This is a genomic window from Aurantibacillus circumpalustris (assembly GCF_029625215.1).
Taxonomy (GTDB): Bacteria; Bacteroidota; Bacteroidia; order B-17B0; family Aurantibacillaceae; genus Aurantibacillus; species Aurantibacillus circumpalustris.
Map to the genome: position 1 here is coordinate 2,625,790 of NZ_CP121197.1, position 25,797 is coordinate 2,651,586.

The 25,797-nt window shown below is 34.1% G+C and carries 22 protein-coding genes; 2 read left to right on the forward strand and 20 right to left on the reverse strand.

Going from position 1 to position 25,797, the window contains the following annotated elements; genetic code table 11:
- Positions 1–36: 36 nt before the first annotated feature.
- From P2086_RS10900 to P2086_RS10925, 6 genes are all read right to left on the reverse strand, one after another.
- A complete protein-coding gene (locus tag P2086_RS10900) occupies positions 37–336 on the reverse strand; it encodes a HigA family addiction module antitoxin (RefSeq protein ID WP_317896776.1) in 300 nt (99 codons plus the stop codon).
- Positions 337–347: 11 nt separating this feature from the next.
- Positions 348–629 carry a type II toxin-antitoxin system RelE/ParE family toxin gene (locus tag P2086_RS10905; protein WP_317896777.1) on the reverse strand — a complete coding sequence of 94 codons (282 nt, stop codon included), beginning with the start codon at positions 627–629 and terminating at the stop codon, positions 348–350.
- A gap of 222 nt (positions 630–851) precedes the next feature.
- Positions 852–3,089 carry a SpoIIE family protein phosphatase gene (locus P2086_RS10910; protein ID WP_317896778.1) on the reverse strand — a complete coding sequence of 746 codons (2,238 nt, stop codon included), beginning with the start codon at positions 3,087–3,089 and terminating at the stop codon, positions 852–854.
- A gap of 29 nt (positions 3,090–3,118) precedes the next feature.
- On the reverse strand, positions 3,119–5,365 hold the full coding sequence (locus tag P2086_RS10915) for a SpoIIE family protein phosphatase (RefSeq protein ID WP_317896779.1): 2,247 nt from the start codon (positions 5,363–5,365) through the stop codon (positions 3,119–3,121).
- A gap of 248 nt (positions 5,366–5,613) precedes the next feature.
- Positions 5,614–6,306: a hypothetical protein gene (locus tag P2086_RS10920; protein WP_317896780.1), complete on the reverse strand. Its 693-nt coding sequence runs from the start codon at positions 6,304–6,306 to the stop codon at positions 5,614–5,616.
- Positions 6,307–6,404: 98 nt separating this feature from the next.
- On the reverse strand, positions 6,405–8,381 hold the full coding sequence (locus P2086_RS10925; protein WP_317896781.1) for a tetratricopeptide repeat protein: 1,977 nt from the start codon (positions 8,379–8,381) through the stop codon (positions 6,405–6,407).
- Positions 8,382–8,702: 321 nt separating this feature from the next.
- Here P2086_RS10925 and P2086_RS10930 point away from each other — a divergent pair, with 321 nt between their 5' ends.
- Positions 8,703–9,059, forward strand: coding sequence for a DUF983 domain-containing protein (locus tag P2086_RS10930; RefSeq protein ID WP_317896782.1), 357 nt, complete (start codon positions 8,703–8,705; stop codon positions 9,057–9,059).
- Between the two features lie 90 nt (positions 9,060–9,149).
- On the opposite strand, the gene P2086_RS10935 is transcribed toward P2086_RS10930, so the two are convergent.
- The 11 genes from P2086_RS10935 to P2086_RS10985 form a co-directional block, all read right to left on the reverse strand.
- Positions 9,150–9,920 (reverse strand): 3-hydroxybutyrate dehydrogenase, encoded by a 771-nt coding sequence (locus P2086_RS10935; RefSeq protein ID WP_317896783.1) that lies wholly within the window; start codon positions 9,918–9,920, stop codon positions 9,150–9,152.
- A gap of 103 nt (positions 9,921–10,023) precedes the next feature.
- Entirely contained in the window at positions 10,024–10,608 is a 585-nt protein-coding gene (locus tag P2086_RS10940; protein ID WP_317896784.1) for a carbonic anhydrase, read from the reverse strand.
- 59 nt (positions 10,609–10,667) lie between these two features.
- On the reverse strand, positions 10,668–12,188 hold the full coding sequence (locus tag P2086_RS10945; protein WP_317896785.1) for a SulP family inorganic anion transporter: 1,521 nt from the start codon (positions 12,186–12,188) through the stop codon (positions 10,668–10,670).
- 64 nt (positions 12,189–12,252) lie between these two features.
- A complete protein-coding gene (locus tag P2086_RS10950; RefSeq protein ID WP_317896786.1) occupies positions 12,253–12,537 on the reverse strand; it encodes a hypothetical protein in 285 nt (94 codons plus the stop codon).
- Positions 12,538–12,966: 429 nt separating this feature from the next.
- Complete coding sequence (locus P2086_RS10955; RefSeq protein WP_317896787.1) at positions 12,967–14,382, reverse strand: hypothetical protein; 1,416 nt, start codon at positions 14,380–14,382, stop codon at positions 12,967–12,969.
- A 227-nt stretch (positions 14,383–14,609) separates the two neighbouring features.
- Positions 14,610–16,223 carry a SulP family inorganic anion transporter gene (locus tag P2086_RS10960; protein ID WP_317896788.1) on the reverse strand — a complete coding sequence of 538 codons (1,614 nt, stop codon included), beginning with the start codon at positions 16,221–16,223 and terminating at the stop codon, positions 14,610–14,612.
- Between the two features lie 63 nt (positions 16,224–16,286).
- Positions 16,287–16,628 carry a hypothetical protein gene (locus P2086_RS10965; protein ID WP_317896789.1) on the reverse strand — a complete coding sequence of 114 codons (342 nt, stop codon included), beginning with the start codon at positions 16,626–16,628 and terminating at the stop codon, positions 16,287–16,289.
- An 11-nt stretch (positions 16,629–16,639) separates the two neighbouring features.
- Positions 16,640–18,514 (reverse strand): proton-conducting transporter transmembrane domain-containing protein, encoded by a 1,875-nt coding sequence (locus tag P2086_RS10970; protein WP_317896790.1) that lies wholly within the window; start codon positions 18,512–18,514, stop codon positions 16,640–16,642.
- A gap of 1 nt (position 18,515) precedes the next feature.
- The gene (locus tag P2086_RS10975; protein ID WP_317896791.1) at positions 18,516–21,008 is read right to left on the reverse strand and encodes a YbcC family protein; all 2,493 of its coding nucleotides are present in this window, start codon (positions 21,006–21,008) and stop codon (positions 18,516–18,518) included.
- A gap of 102 nt (positions 21,009–21,110) precedes the next feature.
- Positions 21,111–21,470 (reverse strand): hypothetical protein, encoded by a 360-nt coding sequence (locus P2086_RS10980; RefSeq protein WP_317896792.1) that lies wholly within the window; start codon positions 21,468–21,470, stop codon positions 21,111–21,113.
- A 95-nt stretch (positions 21,471–21,565) separates the two neighbouring features.
- Complete coding sequence (locus P2086_RS10985) at positions 21,566–22,939, reverse strand: S41 family peptidase (RefSeq protein WP_317896793.1); 1,374 nt, start codon at positions 22,937–22,939, stop codon at positions 21,566–21,568.
- A gap of 308 nt (positions 22,940–23,247) precedes the next feature.
- Between P2086_RS10985 and P2086_RS10990 the strand changes: the two genes are divergently transcribed.
- The gene (locus P2086_RS10990; protein WP_317896794.1) at positions 23,248–23,595 is read left to right on the forward strand and encodes a hypothetical protein; all 348 of its coding nucleotides are present in this window, start codon (positions 23,248–23,250) and stop codon (positions 23,593–23,595) included.
- 9 nt (positions 23,596–23,604) lie between these two features.
- Here P2086_RS10990 and P2086_RS10995 read toward each other — a convergent pair whose 3' ends face one another.
- The 3 genes from P2086_RS10995 to P2086_RS11005 form a co-directional block, all read right to left on the reverse strand.
- Positions 23,605–23,970, reverse strand: coding sequence for a hypothetical protein (locus P2086_RS10995; protein ID WP_317896795.1), 366 nt, complete (start codon positions 23,968–23,970; stop codon positions 23,605–23,607).
- Positions 23,971–24,035: 65 nt separating this feature from the next.
- Positions 24,036–25,229: a cation:proton antiporter gene (locus P2086_RS11000; protein WP_317896796.1), complete on the reverse strand. Its 1,194-nt coding sequence runs from the start codon at positions 25,227–25,229 to the stop codon at positions 24,036–24,038.
- A 94-nt stretch (positions 25,230–25,323) separates the two neighbouring features.
- Positions 25,324–25,752: a rhodanese-like domain-containing protein gene (locus P2086_RS11005; protein ID WP_317896797.1), complete on the reverse strand. Its 429-nt coding sequence runs from the start codon at positions 25,750–25,752 to the stop codon at positions 25,324–25,326.
- Positions 25,753–25,797: the final 45 nt, after the last annotated feature.

Genomic DNA, 25,797 nt, shown 5'->3' on the forward strand with positions numbered 1-25,797 from the left:
AGCGTTAACCCGCAAAAAATGGTCGCAAGACTGTTGTTATGCAGCGTTGTGAACGTACTGCTTTATTGAATTTAAGTCTTTTTGCTTATGGGTCTTTTCGTCTTCAATGTCAAAATCGTCTTGGAGTCCGAGCCAAAATTTAGCGGAGTTGCCGAAAAATTTGGAAAGCCTTAACGCTGTGTCCGCTGTGATTCGTCTCTTACCTTTAATAATTTCAGAAATGCGCGTCTGCGGGATTGAGATTTCTTTTGAAAGTCTATATGCAGTTATTTCAAGCGGAATTAAAAATTCTTCTGATAAAATTTCTCCTGGGTGAATATTTTTCAATTTTTTCATTGTCTTTGTTTTTAGTGATAATCTATTAATTCAACGTTAAAAGAATTTCCTTTTGTCCATTGAAAAATTAAGCGCCATTGGTCATTTACTCGAATAGAATAAAAGTCTTTGCGATTGCCTTTAAGTTTTTCGAATCTGTTAGAAGGCGGAATCATAAGATCTTTAATGTCGAAAGAGTTATTCAGCATTCTTAATTTTCTTCGGGCAGTTTCTTGTATGTCTGTCGAGAAACCTTTAACCCATTCACCGTCCCAGATTTTTTGGGTTGTCTTGTCGCCAAACGATACGATCATACTGTCTTTTTACGTTACTAACGTCAAAGGTAAGCATTTGTTTTATTGTCTGCAAGTTTATTTTTGGAAGAATATTGTCCGATTGTCGGTCTGTACAATACGGCATAACTACTGGCTTGGCGCATAAACAACCGCTTACAAATATTTACAAACGTTTATTATTGACTAAGTAAAGATAAATGTAATCCTGTATACTCCAAATTGATATTTGCGAATAGTTTTTTAGATTTTTATACCAATCACACACACATCATCTACTTGCTCTAACTCTCCTTTCCATTCAGAGAACACTTTGTCAATGAGTAAAGTTTGTTGTTCTGGGTCTAAATTAGAGTGTTGTAATAACAAATCTGAAAATTGTTTGTACTTAAATTTTTTGCCATTTGGCCCGCCGAATTGATCTGCAAGACCATCTGTAAATAAATAGAAGGTGGTGTTTTCTTTGTATTCTAGTTCGTGCGTGGTAAATGGTTTTGCATGATCAGTTTTACCAATAGGTTGTTTATCGGCTTTAATTTCTTTGAGTTCATTGTTTTGAATATACCAAAGCGGATTGTTTGCGCCACTCCAATACACTTTTTGATTTTGTCTATCAATGCAAAGCAGCGAAATATCCATGCCGTCTTTTACTTCGCTGGTGCTTTTTTCAAAGGTTTCTAAAACTAAATCTCTGGTGCGGTCTAGGATTTTGCCCGTTTCAGTTTCTTTAAATTCTTTCACTGAGCGGTTTAACGCATTTGAACAAACCACAGAAACCATCGCGCCAGGAACACCATGACCAGTGCTATCTGCGGCTGCAATAAAGAATTTGCTTCCAACACATTCAGCCCAATAAAAATCACCGGCGACAATATCCTTTGGTCTATAAAGAATAAAATTATCTGGCACATGTTTATTCACAAATTCTTTTGGTGGTAGAATGGCTTCCTGTAAACGTTTGGCGTAGGTGATGCTATCGGTTATTTCTTTTTGTTTTTCTTCGACGAGATGCTTTTGACTTGCGATGGTTGCATTTTTAATAGATAACTCCTTATTTGCTTTCTGTTTCTGCTTATAACTTCTGAAAATGAAAAGAGAAAGTATAATCACGAAAAATAAACCAAAACCGATAATGTAAATTATTGTCTTTTGTTTTTCCTTTTCTGCTTTTGACAATTCATCTTTTTTTCTTTGTTGTTCTAACAACCTCGATTCATTTCTGTCATTTTCATAATTCATTTCTCTAAATAATAGTTCCTGACTATTTTCATGTTTCAAAATTGAATCATTTAGTATATAATATTTTAGATGATATTCTGTTGTTTTATATTTATCTCCTTTTACAGCGTAAGCTTCATATAACCTTTTGCTTATTGCTCTTTCATTGTAAATGTCTAATCTTTTACTTGCTATATCTTCTGCCATAAGATTGTATTTTAAAGAAAGATCAATTCTATTTTGTTTAAGATAAATTTCTCCAATTGCTAAAAGTGTACCGACTAAAGCGTTTTTCGCTCGTATATGAACCATTAATTTTAATCCTTCGAGATGATATTCTAAAGCTTTGTCTAAATTATTTTCATCTAGATATATATCCCCGATTCCACTAATTACCTGGCCCATTATAATTGTATCTTGCAGGTTTTTACCTATCTCTAACGCTAGAAATTTATATTCTCTAGCCTCTGGGTATTTTCCAACTTTACTATAACAATAGGATATGTGGTATAATAATTTAACCTTTTGGCGCCCCTCAAGAATATTTTGTAATTGATTATAACCTTTTAAACAGTATGTTAAAGCTTGATTATAATCTTTGAGGTCTGCGTAATTTATTCCAATATTGAAAAGTATCCATGGAGTAGATTCTTTATCATTAATTTCCTCTAAAATTTTTAAAGCTTTTAAATTATAGCTTAGCGATTTTTTTGTATTCCTAATCCTTGCATATACTGTGGCAATTTTTTTCAATGTATTAGCCTCCTCTTTTTTGTCACCAACAATTTCTTGTTTTTTCAATCTTTGCATCAGAATTTCCATTGCTTTTGTAATATTTTTCTGCGTAATATAGCATTCAACAATATCATCAATAACACCTTTTACTCCTTCCTTGTCTTTTAATTTGTAATTTATTTGAAGGCATATTTGATTGTACTCTTGCAGTTTTGTTAAGTTCGATTTCGAATTGTAATAAACTTTAAAGTAGAGGTAAACTTCAAGTTTTTTTCTTAAATATTTTTGCTGTTCTGATGGTACATTTGCTTGTGACAGTAGTCGATTTACAATATCCAATGCAGGCGTGGCATATTTCAAATTTTCTTCAATATTACATGATTCACATAGCTTTAAGTATAGGTTTAACCGGGAAGAATCTGACGATGTTCTATTGAGTAAAAAATTAAGTGAATCCATTGTTCTATTCTGACCAAATATATTTTGGCTAAAACATAATAGGCAAATTATTAAAAAAAAGTTTTTCATTAAGGGTGGAGAATATATAATAAATATACCTAAATTTTTATACCAATCACACACACATCATCTACTTGCTCTAACTCTCCTTTCCATTCAGAGAACACTTTGTCAATGAGTAAAGTTTGTTGTTCTGGGTCTAAATTAGAGTGTTGTAATAACAAATCTGAAAATTGTTTGTACTTAAATTTTTTGCCATTTGGCCCGCCGAATTGATCTGCAAGACCATCTGTAAATAAATAGAAGATGGTGTTTTCTTTGTATTCTAGTTCGTGCGTGGTAAATGGTTTTGCATGATCAGTTTTACCAATAGGTTGTTTATCGGCTTTAATTTCTTTGAGTTCATTGTTTTGAATATACCAAAGCGGATTATTTGCGCCACTCCAATACACTTTTTGATTTTGTCTATCAATGCAAAGCAGCGAAATATCCATGCCGTCTTTTACTTCGCTGGTGCTTTTTTCAAAGGTTTCTATGACAAGTTCTCGTGTTTTATCAAGAATTTTTCCAGTTTCTCTTAATCCAAATTCCTTTACGCTTCGGTTTAAAGCGTTACTGCAAACTACAGAAACCATGGCGCCAGGAACACCGTGCCCAGTGCTGTCTGCGGCTGCAATAAAGAATTTGCTTCCGACACATTCAGCCCAATAAAAATCACCGGCGACAATATCCTTTGGTCTATAAAGAATAAAATTATCTGGCACATGTTTATTCACAAATTCTTTTGGTGGTAGAATGGCTTCCTGTAAACGTTTGGCGTAGGTGATGCTATCGGTTATTTCTTTTTGTTTTTCTTCGACGAGATGCTTTTGCTGGACAATGACTTCATTTTTTTGTAGTAATTCTTTATTAGCTTTTTGTTTTTGTCTCAAGCCTCTAAAAATAAACACAACCAATAGTAGAAGCAATAATAATCCTAGGCTCACAGAATAAAGTATAATGCGCTGTTTTTTCTTATCCTCATTATACTTCATTTCTTGTTTCTCTTGCGTCATTTGACCCATCATTTTTTGCATCTCCAAATCGCTCTGAAATTTTTCACGCGCCGCTGCTTTATGAACATCTTCATTGTTGAGTTTTGCATCTAGTTTTTTAAAATTTTGATAATGTAAAAAAGCACCTTTAAAATCCTTAGTTGTAGAGTCAATACGATAAGCAAGTTTTTCTGATTTCATTAAATTTTGTGCTCCGGCATTGTTCTTAATCATAATCTGCAGAGAGCGATCTGAATATAATTTTGCCTGAGCATAATTTTTTTGTCCAAAGTAATCGTTGGCAAGCATTCCACAGATTATGGCAATTGGGTCTTCAGCTCCTAAGCGCTCTACTATTTTTAATGTACTGAGATGAATTTTGAGTGCGTTTACATAATCATTTTGCATCGCATATATTTCTCCTTTTGTTACAAGACTCCAAAATATGGTACGAAAATCATCGGCTTCTTCTGCCAAACGATTCGCTTTTTCGGCGTTCTGTAAAGCCAAAATGTAATCGTGTTTTTCAACATAAACGTCAGCTTTTTTCATATATATTTGAGGTAAAGCATTTTTGTTTTGCTCTTTTTCGTAACGTTCGATGGACTTGTTATAATATTCGATTGCTTTATCAAAATGAAAAATCCCTGCGTAAAATTTTCCAATTAGAAAATAGCCTCGTGCCCAGCGGGTAGAGTCGTTAATTTCTTTTTCTAAAACAGAAGCTTTTTCAAGATAATTTAAGGCTTGCGCAGTATCACCTTGTGCGGCATAGAGAAACATAATTTGAACCAAGAACTGAGACATTCCTTTTTTATAGTCTGCTTTTTTTGCAATCTGCAACCCTTCTTGTAAACATTCTAATTGCATAATAATGTTTCCTTGATCTTTGTACATATTAGCAATAGCAACTCTTGTTCTTATAATGTTTTCCCAATCTTTAAGTTCTTCATATGTAGTAAGAGCTTGTTGACTATATTCTAAAGACTTGTCATTGCCAATTCTGCCTTCACAGAAAGAGACTAGTGCTGAAGCCTTATAGTGTAATAATTCTTTTCTCTGGACTGTGTCCTTAATTGTGGATAAAAGTCGATTAGTCATTTCTAACATGGGCGTTGCGTATTTTATAACGTCGTCGCTGTGACATATTTCACAAATTGAGTTATACAAGCGCAATTTTATACTGTCGTGTGATGCAGCTTTTACAGCTAGCAACATGGAGTCAATTCTTTTATTGGTTTCTTTAACTTTTTGATTGATTATGGCGTCAATGGATTTTACTTGCCCGTATAAACTGAGTTTGCATAGCATGAAAGTGCAAATGAATAACAAAATGAATATTAAATTTTTCATAGTTGGGTCAAAGGTGTTTTATATCAAATGTATATATAAATTTTTGCCTATTCAATGATGCTGAAAAATGGGAGAATGAAAGAATAGAATAAAACGCTTATTATAAAGGACACTTGTTTTTAGTGTGTTGCTTTTTTTTAAAATAAAAATACTTAGTCTTTGTATATTTTGTTTTACGGGAGTTGTTTTTTTGCTAGCATAAAACTCTAATTGTTATTTATTGTTTCCGATTCTAATAGAGACTTAACTTTATTTACTTTATATTTTCCTACCCAGTAAGCAATTAATGGTAGACAGATAAGATATGGGACTATCCAAGACAGCCATTTAATATCTTTGTATGGAAGTAAATCAGAAAGTCGTAGTGCTATCCCGCTTATAAGTGAAATATAAGTAAAGAGCATTTTTTCCATGTGATTGTAAAGCCACGATTTTTTGTCTTGACCTTTATTTCTCAAATATCGAAAATCTTTTATGGTAAAGTAGAAAATGAGCCCTGCAAAAAATGCACGAACAATACTCCATTTATAACCGTGTTCATAAAAGTCGTCATCAATTCTCAGTGCTCCTGCAAGTAAGAGTAAGCCGCCACAAAATAAGATTGTCAGTGTTGCCCAAACTGTCCAATTTGCTTTTGAATGTTTGTTTTTTAAAATCCAGAATCCCATAAATAAAAGGTAAGAATTGAGTATGGTGAACCCTAAAAATAAGTCCTTGTATTTAATGCAGTTCATAATGATGGCTGTAACTAGAATTCCAGTAAAAGAATATAAATAAACCAATCCTGAATTTTTATGGAGCTTATTTCCTTTTGGGGATGCAACCATTGCCAGTATTCCAGAAAGTAAAGCAACTCCTGTAAAAATAACATGTATTATTGTAAGCGTTGCGTATATCATAATAAAAAGTTATAAGTTAATACTAAATGTATTTTAAATTTTAATTCTAATTGTACGCACATTCCTTCTGCAAGCCAAGACAATCTCCTCCGTTTGCGTTATATCTTTATCCCAATCACACACACATCATCTACTTGCTCTAACTCTCCTTTCCATTCAGAGAACACCTTGTCAATGAGTAAAGTTTGTTGTTCTGGGTCTAAATTAGAGTGTTGTAATAACAAATCTGAAAATTGTTTGTACTTAAATTTTTTGCCATTTGGTCCGCCAAACTGATCTGCAAGACCATCTGTAAATAAATAGAAGGTGGTGTTTTCTTTATATTCTAGTTCGTGCGTGGTAAATGGTTTTGCATGATCAGTTTTACCAATAGGTTGTTTATCGGCTTTAATTTCTTTGAGTTCATTGTTTTGAATATACCAAAGCGGATTGTTTGCGCCACTCCAATACACTTTTTGATTTTGTCTATCAATGCAAAGCAGCGAAATATCCATGCCGTCTTTTACTTCGCTGGTGCTTTTTTCAAAGGTTTCTATGACAAGTTCTCGTGTTTTATCGAGAATTTTTCCAGTTTCTCTTAATCCAAATTCCTTTACGCTTCGGTTTAAAGCGTTACTGCAAACTACAGAAACCATGGCGCCAGGAACACCGTGCCCAGTGCTGTCTGCGGCTGCAATAAAGAATTTGCTTCCAACACATTCAGCCCAATAAAAATCACCGGCGACAATATCCTTTGGTCTATAAAGAATAAAATTATCTGGCACATGTTTATTCACAAATTCTTTTGGTGGTAGAATGGCTTCCTGTAAACGTTTGGCGTAGGTAATGCTTTCTAAAATTTCTTTTTGTTTGTCTTCAATTAGATGTTTTTGCAGTTGGGTTTCTTTTTCTTTGGCTTCAATAATTGATTTTTGTTTTTGTGTAATGTGTAAAGAACGGAAAATGAAGCCCGCAAACACTATAACAAACAACAATCCACTTGCAATTGACCAAATGATAATTTTTTGCTTTTTCTTTTCTGTTTCCGAAATTGCTATTTGTTTGGCGTGTTCAACTTTTGCTAATTCTTCTTTTCTGTCAAAATCAAATTGTAATTCTACTTGACTTGCTTTTTTTGTATCAATGCTGTCCTTTTCCATAATGTAAGCTTTGTAATACTCAAATGCTCTATCGCTATTGTGTCCAGTAAAATCATCAGCGCTATAAATTTGACTGAGCCAATTGTTTGCTTTAGCAATGTATTCAAGGTAACCAACTTTTTTGCCTAGCGCTATGCTTTTGTTACAATATTCGATTGACTTGTCATACTTTTTTTGCTTAAAATATATAATTCCAATGGTTCCTAGTGCTTTAATAGTAGTTCTCTTATGCCCTAATTCTTCTGATAATTTTAAAGCTCTGAAAAGATATTCAAGAGCGGTAGGATAGTTTTCTTGTTTTAAATAAAGTTTTCCAATATTAACGAATGTTGTAGACAAATTTATTTTATCGCCAATGCGTTCTCTTATTTTTACTGCTTTGAAATAATAGTCTAATGCAGAAGAATAATTTTCTTGCTCTCTATAGCTGTTTCCGATGCAATTAAACGTATTTGCTACACTTTTCTCGTTTCCAGCTTCTTCTGCGATTTGTAATGCTTTGAAAAATTGCTCTAAAGCTTTGCTATTGTAATCTTCTTTTGAGGAAGTTTTTTCAGATAAATCACTCTGGCCAAAATAAATATCGCCTATGTAATGAATAGAATAAGAAATTCCCGATTTATCGCCAATTTCTTCTCTTATTTTTAATGCTGCAATCTGCGCATTTAAAGCTTCGAAATAATCCCCTTGAGTTTCATAAGCAATACCTAAATATGATAATGAATTTGCAACTCCTTTTTTAAAGGCAAGTTTTCGGGCTAATTGTTCCGCTTTGTTTAAGTAAAATTTTGCTTTAGAAAAGTTCTGGACACTGTATTCAAATCCTAAACTGGTTAAAATGTTTACTTGATTCGTGTCTTCCTTTTCAGTTTTAATAAGAGTGAGAAGAGAGTCTATTTTGTTTTCATCGCCAGTTGCAGTAAGCTGTCCAAACATTACACACTGGTATAAGCATAGTGTCAGTAAAAGAAAAACGTATTTTGTTGTTTGTAACAAGTTGGCACAAATTATATGTGAAATGTGGTCTTCATAACATTGAACCTAACTACTGGCTTGGCGCGAAAATAAAAGCTTACAAATCTTTACAGCGTTTATTACCGCTCAAGTAAAGATAATTGTAATTCTTTCAATTCCAAATAGGCTTGATAAGGGTGTGAAATTCCATCTTGATTTTAGCTTAAAATAACAGCAGTTTCTCTTTATTTTTCACTGTTTTCTGGCTTCCCATACTTATCTTTGCGCCACAAAATTAGGGGTATGAAAACAGCAAAAGGCAATTTGGTTGCCAATATTCTTACTGAAAAATGTCCAAGATGTGGAGAAGGGCATGTGTTTGAGAAAAAGAAATTCTTTCAGTTTCCGGTAATGAAAAAGAACTGTAATGTGTGCGACTATCAATTCGATCGTGAGCCGGGTTATTTTTTAGGAGCCATGTATTTGAGTTATGGTTTGGCGGTTTTGCAAGGACTTATAACTTTCCTCACCTTTTATTTTTTCTTTCCCTCTGTTCCAATACTTTATGTAGCGTTCACAATAGTTGGGGTGATTTTTTTATTTTCTCTCAAGAACTTTAAACTATCACGTATTATTTACATTCATATATTTCCCTGGTAGCAAGGGTTTGGAGGGTAATTTCTAAAGTATAACTTTTACAAGATTTTGTAACACTTAACTTTTAACTTTCTAACCTTTAACCTCTAACCCTTACTGCGCGTTCCAACCGCCGTCAATAGAAATAGCTGTTCCTGTAATTGTATTAGAATGTTCTGCCGCTAATAATAAAGCCATTTGCCCTAAAGTTTCTACACTTACAAATTCTTTTACAGCTTGTTTTAAGAGCATTACTTTATTTACCACATCGCTTTCGCTCATGTTATGTGCTTTAGCCTGATCGCCAATTTGTTTTTCAACTAAAGGAGTTTTTACATAACCTGGACAAATTGCATTACAAGTAATATTAAAAGGCGCACCTTCTAAACCTAATGTTTTGGTAAGACCAACGATACCATGTTTACTGGCTACATAGGCACTTTTAAATTCGGAGGCGTTTAATCCGTGCGCTGAAGCGATATTAATGATTCTACCAAATTTATTTGTTTTCATTCCAGGCCAAACGGCTTTGCTTAAGTGAAAGGCAGAGGTTAAATTAATCGCAATAATAGCATTCCATTTTTCATCAGGAAATTCATCAATAGGAGAAACGTACTGAATACCGGCATTATTAATGAGTATATCAATCTTTCCAAACTTAGCAATACCATCGGTTACCATTTTACGTAGTTCTTCAGGCTTCAACATGTTAGCACCACTGTATAGGGTTTCTATGCCATATTCTTTACCGACCGATGCTGCAATTTCAGCTCCGTTAGTTTCCAATCCGTTAAAAATAATGTTGTACTGTTTTGTTTTTGCAAATTCTGTTGCAATTCCAAGACCAATGCCGCTTGTACTTCCGGTAATTAATGCTGTTTTCATGCCGTAAAGTTACAGCTATTTTTAAAACATCATTAAAAGGAATGTTACAAGTTTGTATCTTTTAAATCAGAAACTAGAAATCAGAAACCAAAAACCAGAAATCTTATATCTTAAATCTGTAAATAGGGTCAATGTCTTCTGAACCATCGTGGATTACACTTAAGTCTGTTATTAAACCGCTATTAATGCCATAAACCCAGCCATGAAGGTGTAATTCTCTTGTTTTCCAAGCGTTTTGAACGATTCCGGTTTTTGCAAGATTTCTCACCTGTTCAATCACGTTTAATTCAGTTAAGCGATCAGCGCGCTTGTCAAAATCTGGAATCGCCTCAAGTTCCTTCATGTTTTCGTGATAAACATCTTTAATATTTCTAAGCCAGTTATCCACGAAACCATGCATGTCATTCCCCATAGAAGCTCTTACACCCCCACAACCGTAGTGACCGCAAACAATCACATGTTTTACACCAAGAACATTAACTGCGTATTCTAAAACGCTTAATAAATTAAGGTCCGTGTGAACTACTAAGTTTGCAATGTTTCGGTGAACAAACATTTCACCACTTTCAGTATTGGTAACTTCATTAGCCGGAACACGACTGTCGCTGCAACCTATCCATAAGTAATCGGGTTTTTGTCCTAAAGAAAGTTTTTTAAAATATTCCGGATCGTTAATTTTTTTTGACATAGAGAACAATCTGTTCCCGTCAATAAGTCGTTTATATGATTCTTCCATTTGCATGTGTATTAAAGTATTTTATATTTTACGAGTTGTATTTCTATATTGTTTTCTTTTGCTTTTTCGGCAAAGTCGTGAAAAACTTCCTGCACATCTTTGTCTGTTGTTCTGTTGATTGAACCGTCAATGATAACACGACTTTCCGTTTTAACTTTATTAAGATAAGTAATAATAAACCCCTTATTAAAAAAGGTAATGTATTGCGGCAATTTAATTAAGTAGTTTCGTTTTCCATCTATAATATCTTCAGCTATTTCGAAGGAAGATTTTATATTGTAACGGATAATAAAAAAAAGAGAAACCGCAACTCCAGCACCAACTCCTTTTAGAAGATCTGTCGTAAGCATCACTACAATAGTAACCAAAAACGGTAAAAATTGATCAATTCCTTTTTTGAAATGCTCTTTAAATAAATCAAGTTTGGTGAGTTTATAACCTGTAATTACTAGTATGGCAGCCAAGGAAGCGTTGGGAATAAGCATGAGTACGTTTGGTATTAGAAATATAGCCAACAATAATAGTGCGCCATGAATGATGGAAGATAACTTAGAAGTTGCTCCTGCATGTATATTTGCCGAACTTCTTACAATCACTGCGGTAACAGGAAGCGCACCAATGAGTCCACAAGCCATATTGCCAATGCCTTGTGCAATGAGTTCTTTATTTGAATTTGAATAACGTTTTTCTGGATCAAGTTTATCGGTTGCTTCAAGACTTAATAATGATTCTAAACTTGCAACAGCAGCCAGTGTGATCACTACACCCCAGAATCCAGGTTTATAAATTGAACTGAAATCTGGAAAAATGAGTGTGTTGCTCAAATCACCAAAGTTTTTAATTACAGGAAGCGCAACCATATGTTCTGGTGAAATTAATAGGGATCCATATTTGTTGAAAGAAATATTGAGCAAAGCACCCACAACAACTACTAAGAGTGGAGTAGGGATCAATGATAAAATTTTATCATTTTTATAAAAGGCTCTTTCTCCCATTAGTAGTATGAGAATGGAAACAATCCCAATAATTACAGCACCAGGTGATATGTAATCAAACATATAGTAAAGGTCAGTAAAGGTGTTGTGACCATCTTGCTGAAAAAAATCAAAGTTACCTTCAGGGTCGCGGTCGTAGCCTACTAAGTGAGGTATTTGTTTCATGATTAGAATAATACCGATTCCAGCAAGCATGCCCTTAATAACTGCACTGGGAACAAAGTTTCCAACGCCACCTGCCTTAATTAAGCCTAGTACTATTTGAAACGCTCCCGCAAATAATACGGCTGCAAGAAAAATCTCGAAAGAGCCAAGAGCTGAAACAGCTACTAGAATAATTGAAGTGAGCCCTGCCGCAGGACCACTTACACTTAGTGTTGAACCGCTGAATAAAGTAACAAGAATACCTCCAACAATTCCTGCAAGAATTCCAGAGAATAATGGAACGTTGCAAGCAAGTGCAATACCTAAACATAATGGTAGAGCAACTAAAAAGACAACAATTCCTGATCTTAAATTTGTGATGTTTGATTTCATAAAAGTTTAATAAATTAAAAAAATAAAAGAATGGCTAATGATATATTAGACCATATTTTTTTAATTAAACTTTTGGTGGTGGGGTATCCTTTTGTTCTAAAAGATATTTATAGAAGGAATCTGTAGAAGTGTAAAAGGGTTTTGTAAGTGTTTGAAAGGATCCAAAATTCTCGTAGAAATAATAATTGTAATCTTCCTGAGAGTCATCATCATTATCCATGTCATCTCCAGTGCAATCTGAGTCACCGCCTTCTAAATCATTCTGTTTCGCTTTTTTTGTCAACTCAACTCTATGTCCTGGTGTTTCTTCTTCCAAAATTGGCACGTACTGAAATACAGTAAATAGCATTCCTGAAAGGAAAATAAAAATGAATATAAAACGAAGCCTTTTCAAAGTCGGGTGACAAATCTAGCTAAAAAAGAAATGCGAGTACATTAAAATTTCATTAAACAATTAAAATAAACGACAACTCTTGTTAAAATCACTCGCTTCTAATGCTCAGAGGAGTGAGAGTTAGTTATCCATTAATTTTTTACGAGTTGCCCAATAATGAACATCAGTTTTGGTTTTGTCTATTTTTTTTGAGTCTTTAAATAAAACTTTGTTATGTTTAGGTTTATCAAAACTGTTTTTGAAAATTGAATGATTCAAAATCAAAAAATTAAAAAGAAAGCGAATCATTAAATCTCGTGCATACATGTAGGACTAACAACTTATGAGATTCAATTGCAGATAAAAACCTTAATACCTGTATAGACATCGCTTTCTTTAATTTTTTTAAAAATAAATTTGATACTGTAAAGTAATACTGCTCTTGCGAGAACCAGCAACCACATCTTTATTTATATCGTTATAAAAAGTGGGACGGTTTTGATAATCCAATGAGATTTTTGAATTGTGACCTTTAATAAACCAATTTAAACCTGCATTGTAAATAATCATTCCTTTGTTTTGTAAAGCCGCATAGTCAGCATATTGTCCACTTATGTAAGGCATTAACCGACCTTTGGTTTCACCTAAAATGTTTTTAGGAAGCATAAACCCAAGTTGGGCATAAACAATTTGGCCTGTACCAAACATGGGTACAGCATTTCCATAAGCGCTGCCTTGGATAAGATTTGTTGCAGTTGAGCCAGTTCCAGGGTTCATTAAACCATTGTAACGTAAATAATTGTGTCCGTAGTTCATGTTGTAGTAGCCTGCAAATGCACTTATCATTGTTCCTTTTTCTTTATTCAAGGGCATATCTAAAAACGTTTCAACACACAGATGTAACATGTTGTTATATGAGGTATCAATAAGAGCTCCAACATCATTTGCTTTTAAATTCCAGGTTGCCGCTTTTTGATAAACGCCACCTACAGCAATGTTCCACACTTTTTTTGAACCTAAATATGTGCCTGTCATGTAAGGCGTTGTGTGTCCCTCATTTTCAAAAAAATTGTAAGCAAAATAGCCGCCAAGTTGATTGTGAATTCCAGGGCCGTTACCTTGCTTAAATGTAGCTGGGTTTACGAAATTAGCGTTGGTACTTAACGCGGGTGCCCCGTTTCCGTTAGAATTAATTGGAAATGGATTGGATAAATAAACTCTGTAATCTAATTTTCCGACTTGACCGCGCGCATACACTGCAAGCCTTCTGTCAAATTGATCAATCTGATCAACTGAGTATTGCAGAAAGACCGGAACATCCATTGTCATAATCGTTCCCACAGATGGTTGTGAAAATCGTGAAAGACCATTCAGTACTGTTAAACCACCACCGATTTTTAATTGATTTTTTTTGGTAATTCTGTATTCACATAAAGCATCATGAAAAAACGCAGCTATCTTGCGGTTTCCAGAACTGCTGTAAGCTGCAGTATTATTGAAATTATTTTGTCCAAACTGAAAATAAACAAAAGTTCTGTCAGTTATTTGACCAAACAATTGAATGCGAGTTCTTCTTAAACCAATGTCAAAAATATCAGGGGAGTTTTTTTGAAAAAGCGTGGTGCCATCATTACTTTGGGTATATCTTAGCCATGTTTGATTCATAAAAGTTGCTTGAAAATAATGTGACCCGTCTTCATTTAAATTAAATTTTAAGGCGGTTTTATCCGTTGTTTTCTTTGGTATACTATCGGCTTGCTGTGCCAATAAAGTCGAAAATGAAATGCTGGATAATAAGACAATTAAAATGGATGTTTTCATTTTGTTTCTTTTTAGAATGAGTGTTTTAATAATCTTGCCAGCTCCGACTGAAAGATGTAATAGAAAACTATGAAATAAACTATTACTCAATCAGCCGGTTGGCAAGTTCTTTGCCTCAAAAATAGAAGCAAAATTTTAATTTGTCTTGCCGGCTCTGTTAAACAATCTAAACAAACTCTATGAAGAACTATGTTTTTTTACAGATTACCGGCAAGTTTCTTATGAGTCTAGCTCAGTTTTAAAATACGTGTTGACGTTGGATCCTTAGATAATTGACGATGATTTTCAAAACCAAGAACCAATACTTTTCCACCTCCGTCTTTATATTCCTCTACTAAGCCGTTCATGGTTACAATAGAAGAGTGATCTACAATATTAGCTTCCGAAACGTTTATCGTAATGTATTTTCCTTGCGGTATCGCTTGGAATTTCTTTTTGAAGCCCAATAAATTAGAGAATACTAAATCGTCTTTAACATTCAGGGTGTAATTTTCTCCTTCTTCAACCAAAGTAATATTTGTTTTAAAAGTATTCTTTAAGGAAGCACCGTTAACAAGATTGATAATTAACTCTAATAAAATTCCAGATCCAACGCCCATTAGAAGATCAGTAGAAATAGTGATAAGAATAGTCACCAGAAATACGATTAATTGTTCTCTTCCAATATATAATGTGTGTAAAATTTGTTTTGGATGTGCTAATCTGAAACCTACAAAAATAAGCATGGCTGCAAGTGCCACGTTAGGAATCATTTCAATAAATTGAACACCAACAAGAACCGCGATTAACAGAAACAAACCGTGAAAAAAATTAGCCCAGCGCGTTCTTGCGCCATAACCAATGTTAGCAGAACTCCGCGCAACTTCACTAATCATAGGAAGTCCACCTAGAATTCCACAAATAGTATTTCCAATACCCACACCAATTAAATCTTTATCGTAATCGGTTTTACGTTTAAAAGGATCCATGCCGTCAACGGCTTTGGCAGTGAGCAGTGATTCTAAACTTCCAATTAGTGAATATAGAATAACGTATTGAATAAATATTCCAGTGTGCGTTGTTATTCCTGAAAAATCAACGTTTATCAAACCATTTTTAAAAGCTTCGGAGATACTTCCTATTTTTACCAAAGCGAAACCAGCAATTTCTCCATCGGTTTTAATATGCAAAGCAAATCCTAAAGGAATAGCAACAGCTAATACAATAAGCGGTGCGGGTATTTTTTTTATTTTTTCATGTTTAACAAAACTCATTAAAATCATAATGAGCAAACAGGCTAGACCAATCTCTGCCAGATGCGCATTTTCATGCATGATACTGGAAGGAAGCATGCCAAGCAATTCAAGCGGTTCTTTACCTTTTAGTTCTGAAGGATTGATGCCCAGTACAAGGTGCAATTGTTTTGTCATAATTATAATACCAATAGCGGCGAGCATTCCATGTATAGCTGCGCTTGGAAAAAAATCGGCAAGTTTACCAAGTTTAAACACACCAAAAAGAATTTGCAAAAGGGAGGCAACCACCACCACACCTAGTGCCAGGTGCCATCCAATTTCACCATCTCCCATTGCTATTACTGAACCGCTTGCAATTACAATTAATCCAGCAGCCGGCCCTTTGATAGATAAACGAGATCCCATAATAAAACTTACAACAACGCCACCAACGATGGCTGTTACAAGTCCAAATATCATTGGGAAGCCTGAGGCTTTTGCAATACCTAAACTCAAAGGCATTGCTAGTAAAAATACTAGAAAGCCGGATAAAGCATCTTTTGTAAAGTTTTGTTTTAATCCTGCTAATCCGTCTGCAGGTATAAATCTTTTTTGTTTGGTTGACATAGTTTTAATTTTTTATAGTTTTTTTTATTTTAATTTATTTTAATTCTGATTAAAAATCCCGGTCTACAAACGGAGTGATCTGAAATTTATATACAAGCTTTCTTTTTCAATTTTCTTCTCAATTAAAGTATTTGCCCCAGCTACTAGTGTGTTTGGCTCTGAATGAATAAAGGCAAAAAGAAACTGAGCTAGCGGAATAGCAGTTAAAATATTGTTATTCGTTGATTCATCAATATCTTCGGTTAACAATGCAATAGTTAATCCACTGTTTTGATTACCAGTAGAAATTTCAGTAAACTTTTTAATCGAACGCATGCCTCCAAATTCAATACTGGCAGCACCTACAAATGCCAACAATATTGCAATACAAGTGAAGGATTTTAGTGTTTTTTTTATTTTCTGCATTTCTCTTTTTATTACGATGATTTATATGGTGTTTCGTGATATGTTTTTATATGCGGACCTAAAAATACACGTGCGTAAATTCTTACTAAGGCTAAACCATCAATAATAAAGCTTACAGAAATTATGATGGCCAAAGCATACTGACTTTCTTTAATGTGACTGAAAATAAGATCTTCTCCAATAAACGTTGGACTTATCGGAAAGCCTGTTAAACCAAGACATGCGAGCAAAAATATTAAGGCCGTTTTTGGGTGTTCGTAAACGTGACCGTGAAAACGACTCAAATCCAAATGATGTTCAAATGATTTTATTCTTCTTAAAAAGAACAGGCCAACAATCCCTGCAACTACTATCCCACTTAGGTAAACATGTACGTCGCCATAATTAAAGGTTTCATTAAAAGACACTGCAAGAGCAACCCAAAAGTGATTCATGATAATTAGTATCCAACTCATGGTTACATTTTTTGTCTCTGAGAAGGCTTTTAAAACCATCATCAATCCAATAATTGCAAATAATACTGGTAAGTATTCGTGAATTTCCTCCGCGATATGAGCCTTTGTATAAAGCAGCGTTAGTCCAATAAGGTATGCCGGTAAGAAAAAAAGAAACAAACTTTTTAAGGTGAAGAAATTGAGTTTTCTACCAAGATTTTTTAACGGATTCCATAAAAAACGCGCCATAAATAAATCGAGGTTAAACTCTTTAAGACTTAATAGATAAACACTATACTCTATTTTTTTCGGCCAAGAATCTTCTATTGTTCTTGTACGTGGAATGTAATTGTAAAACTGCTCGCGTATAAGATAACTCGCTACCGATGGAGAAACCAATAATTGATACGTTCTTAAAAAAGCGTTTCCAGCAAAATGCACAAGCGCAACATTGTCTAATCCTAAAGCGACTTCAATAAATATCAACCCTATTTGTGCTGCAGACGAATAAGCAATTTGACTTTTTACAGATGACTGAACCCTTGCAATTAATGTGGCTACGATGCTGGTGCTCAAGCCTAATAAGCCAATCAAAATTCTTACTGAATATTGATTTTCCCATAAATTATACGTTCTTAAAAGCAGAAATACACCAAAATGCACAGATAAGGAACCGTAAAAAATGGCACTCGATGGAGTTGGTCCTTCCATAGCCCTTGGTAACCAAGATGAGAATGGAAGCTGCGCAGATTTAGCCGCTGCTGTTATTAAGATCATTAAAGAAATAAAAACACCCACTAAACTGTGCGAGGTGAGTTGCTCGTGCACCAATTGGTTATTACTTAAATCAAAAAACGTAATGTTTCTATGCCATAGATGATGCCCCATCCACATAGCAAGAATGAGGCCAATATCACCAACCCTGTAAACCGTGTAAACTTTTAATGCATTTCTAACCGGTAAAAAACGATCACGGTAAAAAGCAATAAGTAAGAAAGAACAAATGCCTAAAATTTCCCAACCAATAAATAGCGTTTCTAAATTCCCTGAAAAAATAGTGATGTTATAACCCAAATAGAAAAATAATAAGGTGTTAAAGAAACGCTTATAACCTTCTTCACGGTGCATGTAATAACGGCTATAGATAGTTATTAAAAGTGTTAGTGAAGAGCCAACAAATAAATACACTGCCGTAATCTTGTCAAAATAAAAATCAAGATAAAATTCATAACCAGTCGTTCTAAAAAGAACAAAGTCTTTCAGATTAACAATCTCGTGACCGTGTGTTAACCAATAAATAAAGAATACAAGAAATAAAAGAAAGTGCGATCCTACAGTAACGTATGTAGCAACAGATATGAGTGCTTCTTTTGATTTATTAATAAGAAGACTAACAATAAACCCAATTAGAGGAATAAGTAGAAATATATGAAGTATGAATGTCGTTGACATATTAGTTTATAAGATAAACGGGAATATTTTCTGTGTTCGTTTCTAAAATAGGGGTTATATCATTCACTGTAGGTGTCTCCTTTTTAAGTGGCACATAGTTTTCGAATTGTCCATTTTTAAAAACAAAAAGTTCTTTTGTTTTTGGATTAATTGACACTAATTGAACCCATTCATTAATAAACCATTCATACATAGCGTCCACAGATTGAATTGTTTTTAAAACTACCTCAGGAAAATGTTCAACAATAACCAATAAACGCACAGGATCATGTACCTCTATCATTTGACTTGGAAGCCCTGGTCTTAAATCGCCATCAAAACCATTTGCAACACCAAATAACCCCATTACATTATGTGGCAGTTTGGTACCAGCACCTAATTTTTGATTGTCAACGCGGGAGAAAAAATACTCAAGATTAATGCCACCACACACTGGTCCAATGGGCTTCATAATATTAACCAGAATTGTTCCTTCCGGATCTATTCTGTAATCGTATGAATTGGTAAATGCTCTGCGATCAAGGAAAACATTTTTAGTCAAATCTCTACTTCCAATAATACACAAAGCATTTGACGCATGATTTAATTCAGGACGAGGCTCAAATAAAGACACTGATCGGTTCAAAACAGTTTTATGAATATCCTTTGCACTTTTGCAAGTATCTATTAATGCAAAACGACGAGAACGTTCTTTTGCATTTAAATCAAGTGCAGTATTAAACGCAATTTTATTGTTTTCATGTGCCTTACGATTCTCTTCGCTTAAAACGTTCTCATCATAAAAAACAATTTCATCGCGGGTGGTATCGTGCAAACCTCCTACAAACTGAGTGGTTGAAGGAATATCAATTCCTCTTGTAGTAAGAATTTGTCTTACTTCACTATTATTGGCCATAAAAGCTAATACTCTTGCATTTACGGACCCTGGTCTACCACAGCAAGCGCCACAATTGTATGCGGCATAATGCGGATTGTTAGTGCTACTCGAACCATGACCAATAGTATAAAAGATAGGTGCAAAATCTTTTACCAAACCAATACTTTTTAAAACAGCCTCTACACGATCAACCATTTGTTCTATAGTAAATCCAATTTGAAGCCCATTTTCATCCACATGTGAAATGTCATTAAGAATCGTCAACTCTGAGAACTTGTCCATATGACTAAAGGATAAAGACGTTGCTGGTGATAAGGATGGTTTAAAAATACTGAACAGTAATTTTAAAGCGGACCAAAAACCAAGGGTTGGCGCCATAAATAACCCTCTTATTAGTCCATGGGTTTGTTTTGCAAAGTGCAGATCTTTTTTGCGTTTATCTTTCGAGCCAATTTCTTTGATTAGAAATTTTGGTGTTACTGGTGCTGGACATTGTTTTGTATACGATTTTCCGTGTTCAGGCTGAAAATAAAATTCAACACCAAAAAAACCTGGAGTAGCAAATGTTTCACAGTCCTTGTCTGATTTTTCAAGATGATCACGTAAAGAAGTTTCTCGATCGTCAATACAAAAGGCGGCCTGAAAACTTTTTTGTTCAACGTTTGTTGTTTCTTGTTTCTTATTAAGTAGGCCAGCTAAAACATCGTCGTAGTAACTCCATTCATATGCATCTTGCCACAGTTCCATTACCATATCGTATTCTGTTTGAGCTATTTCTGCAAACAAATCTTCTGGTTTTTCTTTCAGCTTAAGGCCAAGTGGAGACCATATTTCACCAAACCTGGAATCAAGAGCATCTATTTCTAATAACAGTTCAAAGATGATCACATCTTTAAGACTAATTCTTTTCTCATCTAAAAGTGTTTCTTTAGAATCTTCAACAACCGATACCATACCCGACCAGCCCTGGTGTGCAAACTGTTGGTCATATAAATATTGCTCGTAAAGAGATTCGTCGCCAACAACAATTCTAAGAAGTTCAACAATTTTTACGCGACTGCTTAGTAGGTTTTTTACACGTTTGCTAGTGAAAAAACTGCTATAGGTTTGTTTTTCCATTTCGCGAATCGAGTTTAGAAACCCTTTATCTTGAACAGGGAAATTCCAAATTGAAATACCTTGATCTAAGTAACTGCAAATAGTTCGAAAAAGAATAGGGTGGGTGAGTACATCTAAATCAAGTCCAAAATGCTTTTTCCAGTTTCTACGAAGCATGCCAACTCTTGGTGTACAAGACATATCGTATTTTTTGGAAGTCAATTTGACTTGCCATTCCGAAAGGTGTTCAGTACCCATTTTATCACTAATTACTTTTTCAAGTATATCTTCTCTAATGCGCCCTGACTCTATAAAAGATCTGAACTCATTTAACGAAAGTGAAACCTTATAACCAAACATGCCCGACGCTTCCCTTAGTGCTTTATAGAATTTTAAATTTTGAAAAGCATGTAAGGTATTGTGATGTATGAAATCCTTTAGAGGAGCCTGCGCAGGTAAATAATGTTTAAGTTTATGGAGAACATCATGTTCGTTGAACAGCGTAGTGTTTGATTCCATTTTTTTTGATCGATTTGATTATTTTTTAATTTGTTTTGTAAACAAAAAACAGGCTTACAGAAAGCCGTCATTCACCTCAGCAGGAGATGAGTTAAAAAATAATCAAACTCGGAAATTACAAACCGAAAGATAAATCGGATTTGTGTGTGTAACCGCAACAGATTGCGCAGTGATATAATTTGATGTGGATAATTGTAATTGAAGTTGAGAAATTACGAATGGTAATAGAAGCACTTGCATTTGCATGCTATCTTCATTCTCGTTTTCATTCTCATTTTTTTCTAAAACTACTTGAGAACAACTTCCTCCATCAGTATCCTGTTTGGCTATGAATTGTTTTTGAATAGAATTAGTGATTTGCGAACTAGGTTTAGACGCAAATACGCTAAATGAACTCACGCAAAATGAACCTATAAAAAGGAGTAAATTAAATAAACTAAATATTTTACGCGTGGTTTTCAAATCTGGGTCAAATTTAAGCTTTAAATCTGTTGAGAAACATTTTTTTATTTAGTTTAACTAAAAATCAATACCTAACCTTTAAAATATTAAAAATATCAATCCGTTCTTTCTGCATATTCTACCCTTCCATCGTCATATCTGGTAGCGATTCTATTTATTTTACCAATGAAATTCTTAAAGAATTCCACCGTAAATGTGTCGTTTCCTTTTACACGCATCATGCTTGAGGTCATTGGAATTAAAGGAAATTTAGCCTTACCTGTTTTTTGATAATAGAGAACACCGGTATTGTAACTTATTGCGTAAGCTCCAAATAACCCTGTAAATCCTTTAAAAGTTGAAGTATCGAGTTGAATTGGATGATTAACCGATTGAACCAACTCTAACTGCCATTTTAAGCGCTTAATTTCTAAAGAGTCTTTAGCCTTATCAAAAGCTTCTTCAAATATTTTGGTTTCTGCAATCTCTAAAGCTCTATCTGCAGGAACTTTAATATCTGGTATCACACCAATTTTCTCCCAATTCCTCTTAGTTATCGGACTTATAGCTCTTCCAAATGGAATGTCACAAATAAAACCACTACTTAAAGGTCGGTAGGTTACAGTATGTGCACCACCACGAGTCGTCTCGCCTACAATGGTTGCTCGTTTTAAAGCTTGTAATTCATAAGATAAGCCCTCAGCGGCAGAAAATGTTTTGTAGCTTGTTAGAATGTATAAAGGTATCTCCGTAAGCACACCATAGGATGAGTCTGGAACTGTCCAATAGGGAAGCGTGGCATTTTCGCTTCTAATATATATGTCAATAACATGAGTTGGCGATTTAAAAAAATGACTGATAATGTGATTTACCATATCAGGCGATCCACCAACACCGTATCTCAGATCAATGATAATAGCGCGTGAATTGGAAAGTAATTTTAGGGCTGCATCAGCCGTTGTCTTCGAAAATTTATTAAGTCGAGAGAATCCGCTAAGTTCCAAATAACCTATGTTGCCGCTTATTATTTCTACTTTTTTAAAACCAAAATTCTTTTCTTTTTCTAATCGTAATTTTTCGGCTACCATTTTCGGAACGTCTTCAATATTACCTAACAACTCATCCGTCATTTGTGGATTGTATTCCATATGAAAATGCTCATCATGGTTAATAAAAAGAATATCTGAAGTCAAAGCGCCTGCCAAGGCATGAGGATCTTTAATGTTATTATAATGTCCCTCTTTGTACCGTTTTTTTATGTAGCTGTTCATTTTTATGGCGGCTTCTTTATTGACGTAATATTTTATAATTTGATTAGTTAAACTGTCTACTAAGGTTTTTGTTGCCAATGGACTTAAGGGAAAAACGTTGGAAGCAACTTGAGAATAAGTTGCAACAGTCATAAATGAGAAAATAATAAAAAGTGTATTCGAAACAATTCTATTATAAAAGTTTATTGCATCAAGTTTCTTAAAAATATACTTTAACATACTAGCAATGTTTTTCTAAAAGAATAAAAATTTGCGTTTTATAAAGATAATAATAGTTTGTAAGGGAACAAATGTCTTAGGTTCATCTTATTCAGAATACCCTGTTAAAAACAAGTATTTTCGGTTAATATTTTATAATAATGATCATATCGCAGAGCTTTTACTGGCCTTTAGCAGATTAGGATATTCGGTTACTGGGTAGAAACACCCTAGTTCGATAACTTAATATGCGATATTCTTAATTGCCCAAATACAGTTGTTATGTTAATCACACTTTAATACTTTTGCTTACTGTTTAAATCCCTTTTATGAAGCAAGCAATATTTTTTTTGATAATTTCAATTGGTATCTCCAGTTCTTCCTGTAAAAAAAATAATTCGTCAAGTAGCTATTCTCCCGATTGTACAGGTACAACACCAACGTACAAAACAGAAGTAAGTCCGCTGTTTTCTACCTATTGTGCAACTTCGGGTTGTCACACTTCAGGAAGTAGTCAAGGACCAGGTGCCCTTACAACTTATGCTGAGATTAAAAACGCTTCTTTTTCCATTCGAACTTCAATTGTATCCGGCAGAATGCCACAAGGAACCACATTAACAACAACGCAAAAAAACACCATTGTTTGTTGGATTGATGCAGGAGTAATAAATAATTAAGTCTTTTTTTTACTCAAATTCAGTGTAAACCAATTCTTCGTTGGTCGACAATTCAGAGATGTGCCTGCATTCGGCAATAGAACCTAATGGAGTGAAGTTATCCGCAAAAAGAATGGTTACTTCTTTTCCCTTTAATTTGGCAAGTAAGCCACTCAGACTAAATGTTCCTTCTAAACCACGGTTAATATAAAATTTTGATTTTTGCCCTGCTATCTTAAACACTGCATCCTTAGTCCCGTCCTCATATATTGCAGTTACAATACCTGAAACATGTCCGCACTTGTTTTTATTTCTAAACACTTCATTAAATCCAATAAAAATGAATAAAATGCTAAAAAGAATAAAAGGAATTGAAATAAATACCGTTTTTTTCATTGGACTTATTTTTTAATATCATACCGAATATAAAAAATAAAAGAACCTTAACAAAATTAGAGAGGTTAAAACTCTGTTTCAGTTGGTGAAGGTGTAGTTTCCTTTTTTACAGACATCAAACCCAGCATCATAATCAAGGCAGTAAAAATAATTACCTGTATAATGAGTGAGTTATTTACAAGAGGAATACTTTGTTCCGGCTCAATTGATAAATACAAAAGAATGGTAATTAAACCTCTTGGTGCTACAAATAATAGTGGGGTCAACGGCAGGAATGAAAGTTTTAATTGAATAGTTCTTAGGATAAATATTCCAGCAACAATACCAGTTGCCCATACAAGAGTTTCACTGTTTAGGATTTCTGCATTTTCTAAAAGGTAACCAAATACAAGAAAAAAAAGCGCTCTCACTAAAAATGTAGCTTCAGATGTTAACTCTTTAAATTTTTGAACCTCTTTATTTAGTTCATCCGGTTTAAATTTTTCTACCCACTTAAACCCTTTGAGTTCATCTAAATTCCCTATAAACAAACCGAAGAGGAGTATAAAAATTAGTCCTGGCAAATCAAATTCTTTCGAAACTTCATAAATAAGTATCACCAATAAAATAATCGGAACAAATTTAATATGATGATCTATTTTATTTAGGAGATAAGAAAGTGAAATGGTTGCAATAAAAGAAACAACAATAATTATTAGTAATTGAATTCCGAACTCACCGAAAGAATGACTATCGTAACTCTCGTTAAGCGCAATAAAATTAAAAAATAAAACACCGATGATATCAGACAAACTACTCTCGTAGATGACAAACTCTTTGGAAGCATTTCCTAGATTTCTGGCACTTGGAATGGCAATAGCACTGCTTATGATTGAAAAAGGAATGGCATTAATAAGACAATTTCTTAAAGAATAATCTCCAAAACTATTAAACAACCAGGCAAGTAATAAAGCACTCGCCACCAACGTAAACATAGCACCAAAAAAAGATTTAATAATAAGCCAAAGTTTTGAGCGGTTAAGTTCGAGTTCCAGTGAACCTTCTAGGACTATAAGAATTAAACCTATGGTTCCCAGAATTGGTAGAATAGGATCGAAGTGTGGTAACTGGATCTCGAAAAAATCTGTAAACTGTCTTACAGACCAGCCTAAAATTAAAAGAAGAATAACGGAAGGAATCTTCGTTCTAAAAGAGGTGAGATCAAATAAATAGGCAACTAATAATAATGAGCAAAACGTAATAATAATAGCAGTGGTCATAATAATAGCAATAATGCCTGTTTTAGATTAGTTGAATGTAATAAAAAAAAGCTGCGTAATACTACGCAGCTTAAACGATTTGTTAGCTTTATTTTTATTCAGCTTCCATAGGGTATCCCTTAGCTACCCAGTCTGGCTTAATGCCTTCTGGCAATTCTAATACTTTAACATTCTTAAAACCCTGTGCTACCAGAGCATCATATGCAGGCTTAATATTGGGACAACTAGCATAGGAGCAGCAACCACAGTAAACTACTAATGCCTTTGTTTTGTTTTCCATCGAAAGTGTGGATTTCATTTTTTCAATACAAGTAGCACTTGTTGCCTTGCCAACAAAAACGGCAGTTTTAATGTTCTCCATTGGACCAACATTAAAAATAATTGGCTTATCTTTTGCGTTGGTGTTAATTTTTTCCGACAATTCCTGCGTTGGCATTAATTGTTCTTTTTTCCATAGAGGAGTCTGACCAAAGGCATTGATTACGCCTAAGAAGGAAAGAGCAAGGATCAATATTTTTTTCATAGAATTTTTGTTGTTGTTTATCAAATGTATGCAAAATGGATGCCG

Excerpts from the sequence above, each read along its gene's own strand:
- P2086_RS10900 (WP_317896776.1), bottom strand. The coding sequence starts at position 336 with ATGAAAAAATTGAAAAATATTCACCCAGGAGAAATTTTATCAGAAGAA.
- P2086_RS10905 (WP_317896777.1), bottom strand. The coding sequence starts at position 629 with ATGATCGTATCGTTTGGCGACAAGACAACCCAAAAAATCTGGGACGGT.
- P2086_RS10910 (WP_317896778.1), bottom strand. The coding sequence starts at position 3,089 with ATGAAAAACTTTTTTTTAATAATTTGCCTATTATGTTTTAGCCAAAAT.
- P2086_RS10915 (WP_317896779.1), bottom strand. The coding sequence starts at position 5,365 with ATGCTATGCAAACTCAGTTTATACGGGCAAGTAAAATCCATTGACGCC.
- P2086_RS10920 (WP_317896780.1), bottom strand. The coding sequence starts at position 6,306 with ATGATATACGCAACGCTTACAATAATACATGTTATTTTTACAGGAGTT.
- P2086_RS10925 (WP_317896781.1), bottom strand. The coding sequence starts at position 8,381 with ATGTTTGGACAGCTTACTGCAACTGGCGATGAAAACAAAATAGACTCT.
- P2086_RS10930 (WP_317896782.1), top strand. The coding sequence starts at position 8,703 with ATGAAAACAGCAAAAGGCAATTTGGTTGCCAATATTCTTACTGAAAAA.
- P2086_RS10935 (WP_317896783.1), bottom strand. The coding sequence starts at position 9,920 with ATGAAAACAGCATTAATTACCGGAAGTACAAGCGGCATTGGTCTTGGA.
- P2086_RS10940 (WP_317896784.1), bottom strand. The coding sequence starts at position 10,608 with ATGTCAAAAAAAATTAACGATCCGGAATATTTTAAAAAACTTTCTTTA.
- P2086_RS10945 (WP_317896785.1), bottom strand. The coding sequence starts at position 12,188 with ATGAAATCAAACATCACAAATTTAAGATCAGGAATTGTTGTCTTTTTA.
- P2086_RS10950 (WP_317896786.1), bottom strand. The coding sequence starts at position 12,537 with ATGCTATTTACTGTATTTCAGTACGTGCCAATTTTGGAAGAAGAAACA.
- P2086_RS10955 (WP_317896787.1), bottom strand. The coding sequence starts at position 14,382 with ATGAAAACATCCATTTTAATTGTCTTATTATCCAGCATTTCATTTTCG.
- P2086_RS10960 (WP_317896788.1), bottom strand. The coding sequence starts at position 16,223 with ATGTCAACCAAACAAAAAAGATTTATACCTGCAGACGGATTAGCAGGA.
- P2086_RS10965 (WP_317896789.1), bottom strand. The coding sequence starts at position 16,628 with ATGCAGAAAATAAAAAAAACACTAAAATCCTTCACTTGTATTGCAATA.
- P2086_RS10970 (WP_317896790.1), bottom strand. The coding sequence starts at position 18,514 with ATGTCAACGACATTCATACTTCATATATTTCTACTTATTCCTCTAATT.
- P2086_RS10975 (WP_317896791.1), bottom strand. The coding sequence starts at position 21,008 with ATGGAATCAAACACTACGCTGTTCAACGAACATGATGTTCTCCATAAA.
- P2086_RS10985 (WP_317896793.1), bottom strand. The coding sequence starts at position 22,939 with ATGTTAAAGTATATTTTTAAGAAACTTGATGCAATAAACTTTTATAAT.
- P2086_RS10990 (WP_317896794.1), top strand. The coding sequence starts at position 23,248 with ATGAAGCAAGCAATATTTTTTTTGATAATTTCAATTGGTATCTCCAGT.
- P2086_RS10995 (WP_317896795.1), bottom strand. The coding sequence starts at position 23,970 with ATGAAAAAAACGGTATTTATTTCAATTCCTTTTATTCTTTTTAGCATT.
- P2086_RS11000 (WP_317896796.1), bottom strand. The coding sequence starts at position 25,229 with ATGACCACTGCTATTATTATTACGTTTTGCTCATTATTATTAGTTGCC.
- P2086_RS11005 (WP_317896797.1), bottom strand. The coding sequence starts at position 25,752 with ATGAAAAAAATATTGATCCTTGCTCTTTCCTTCTTAGGCGTAATCAAT.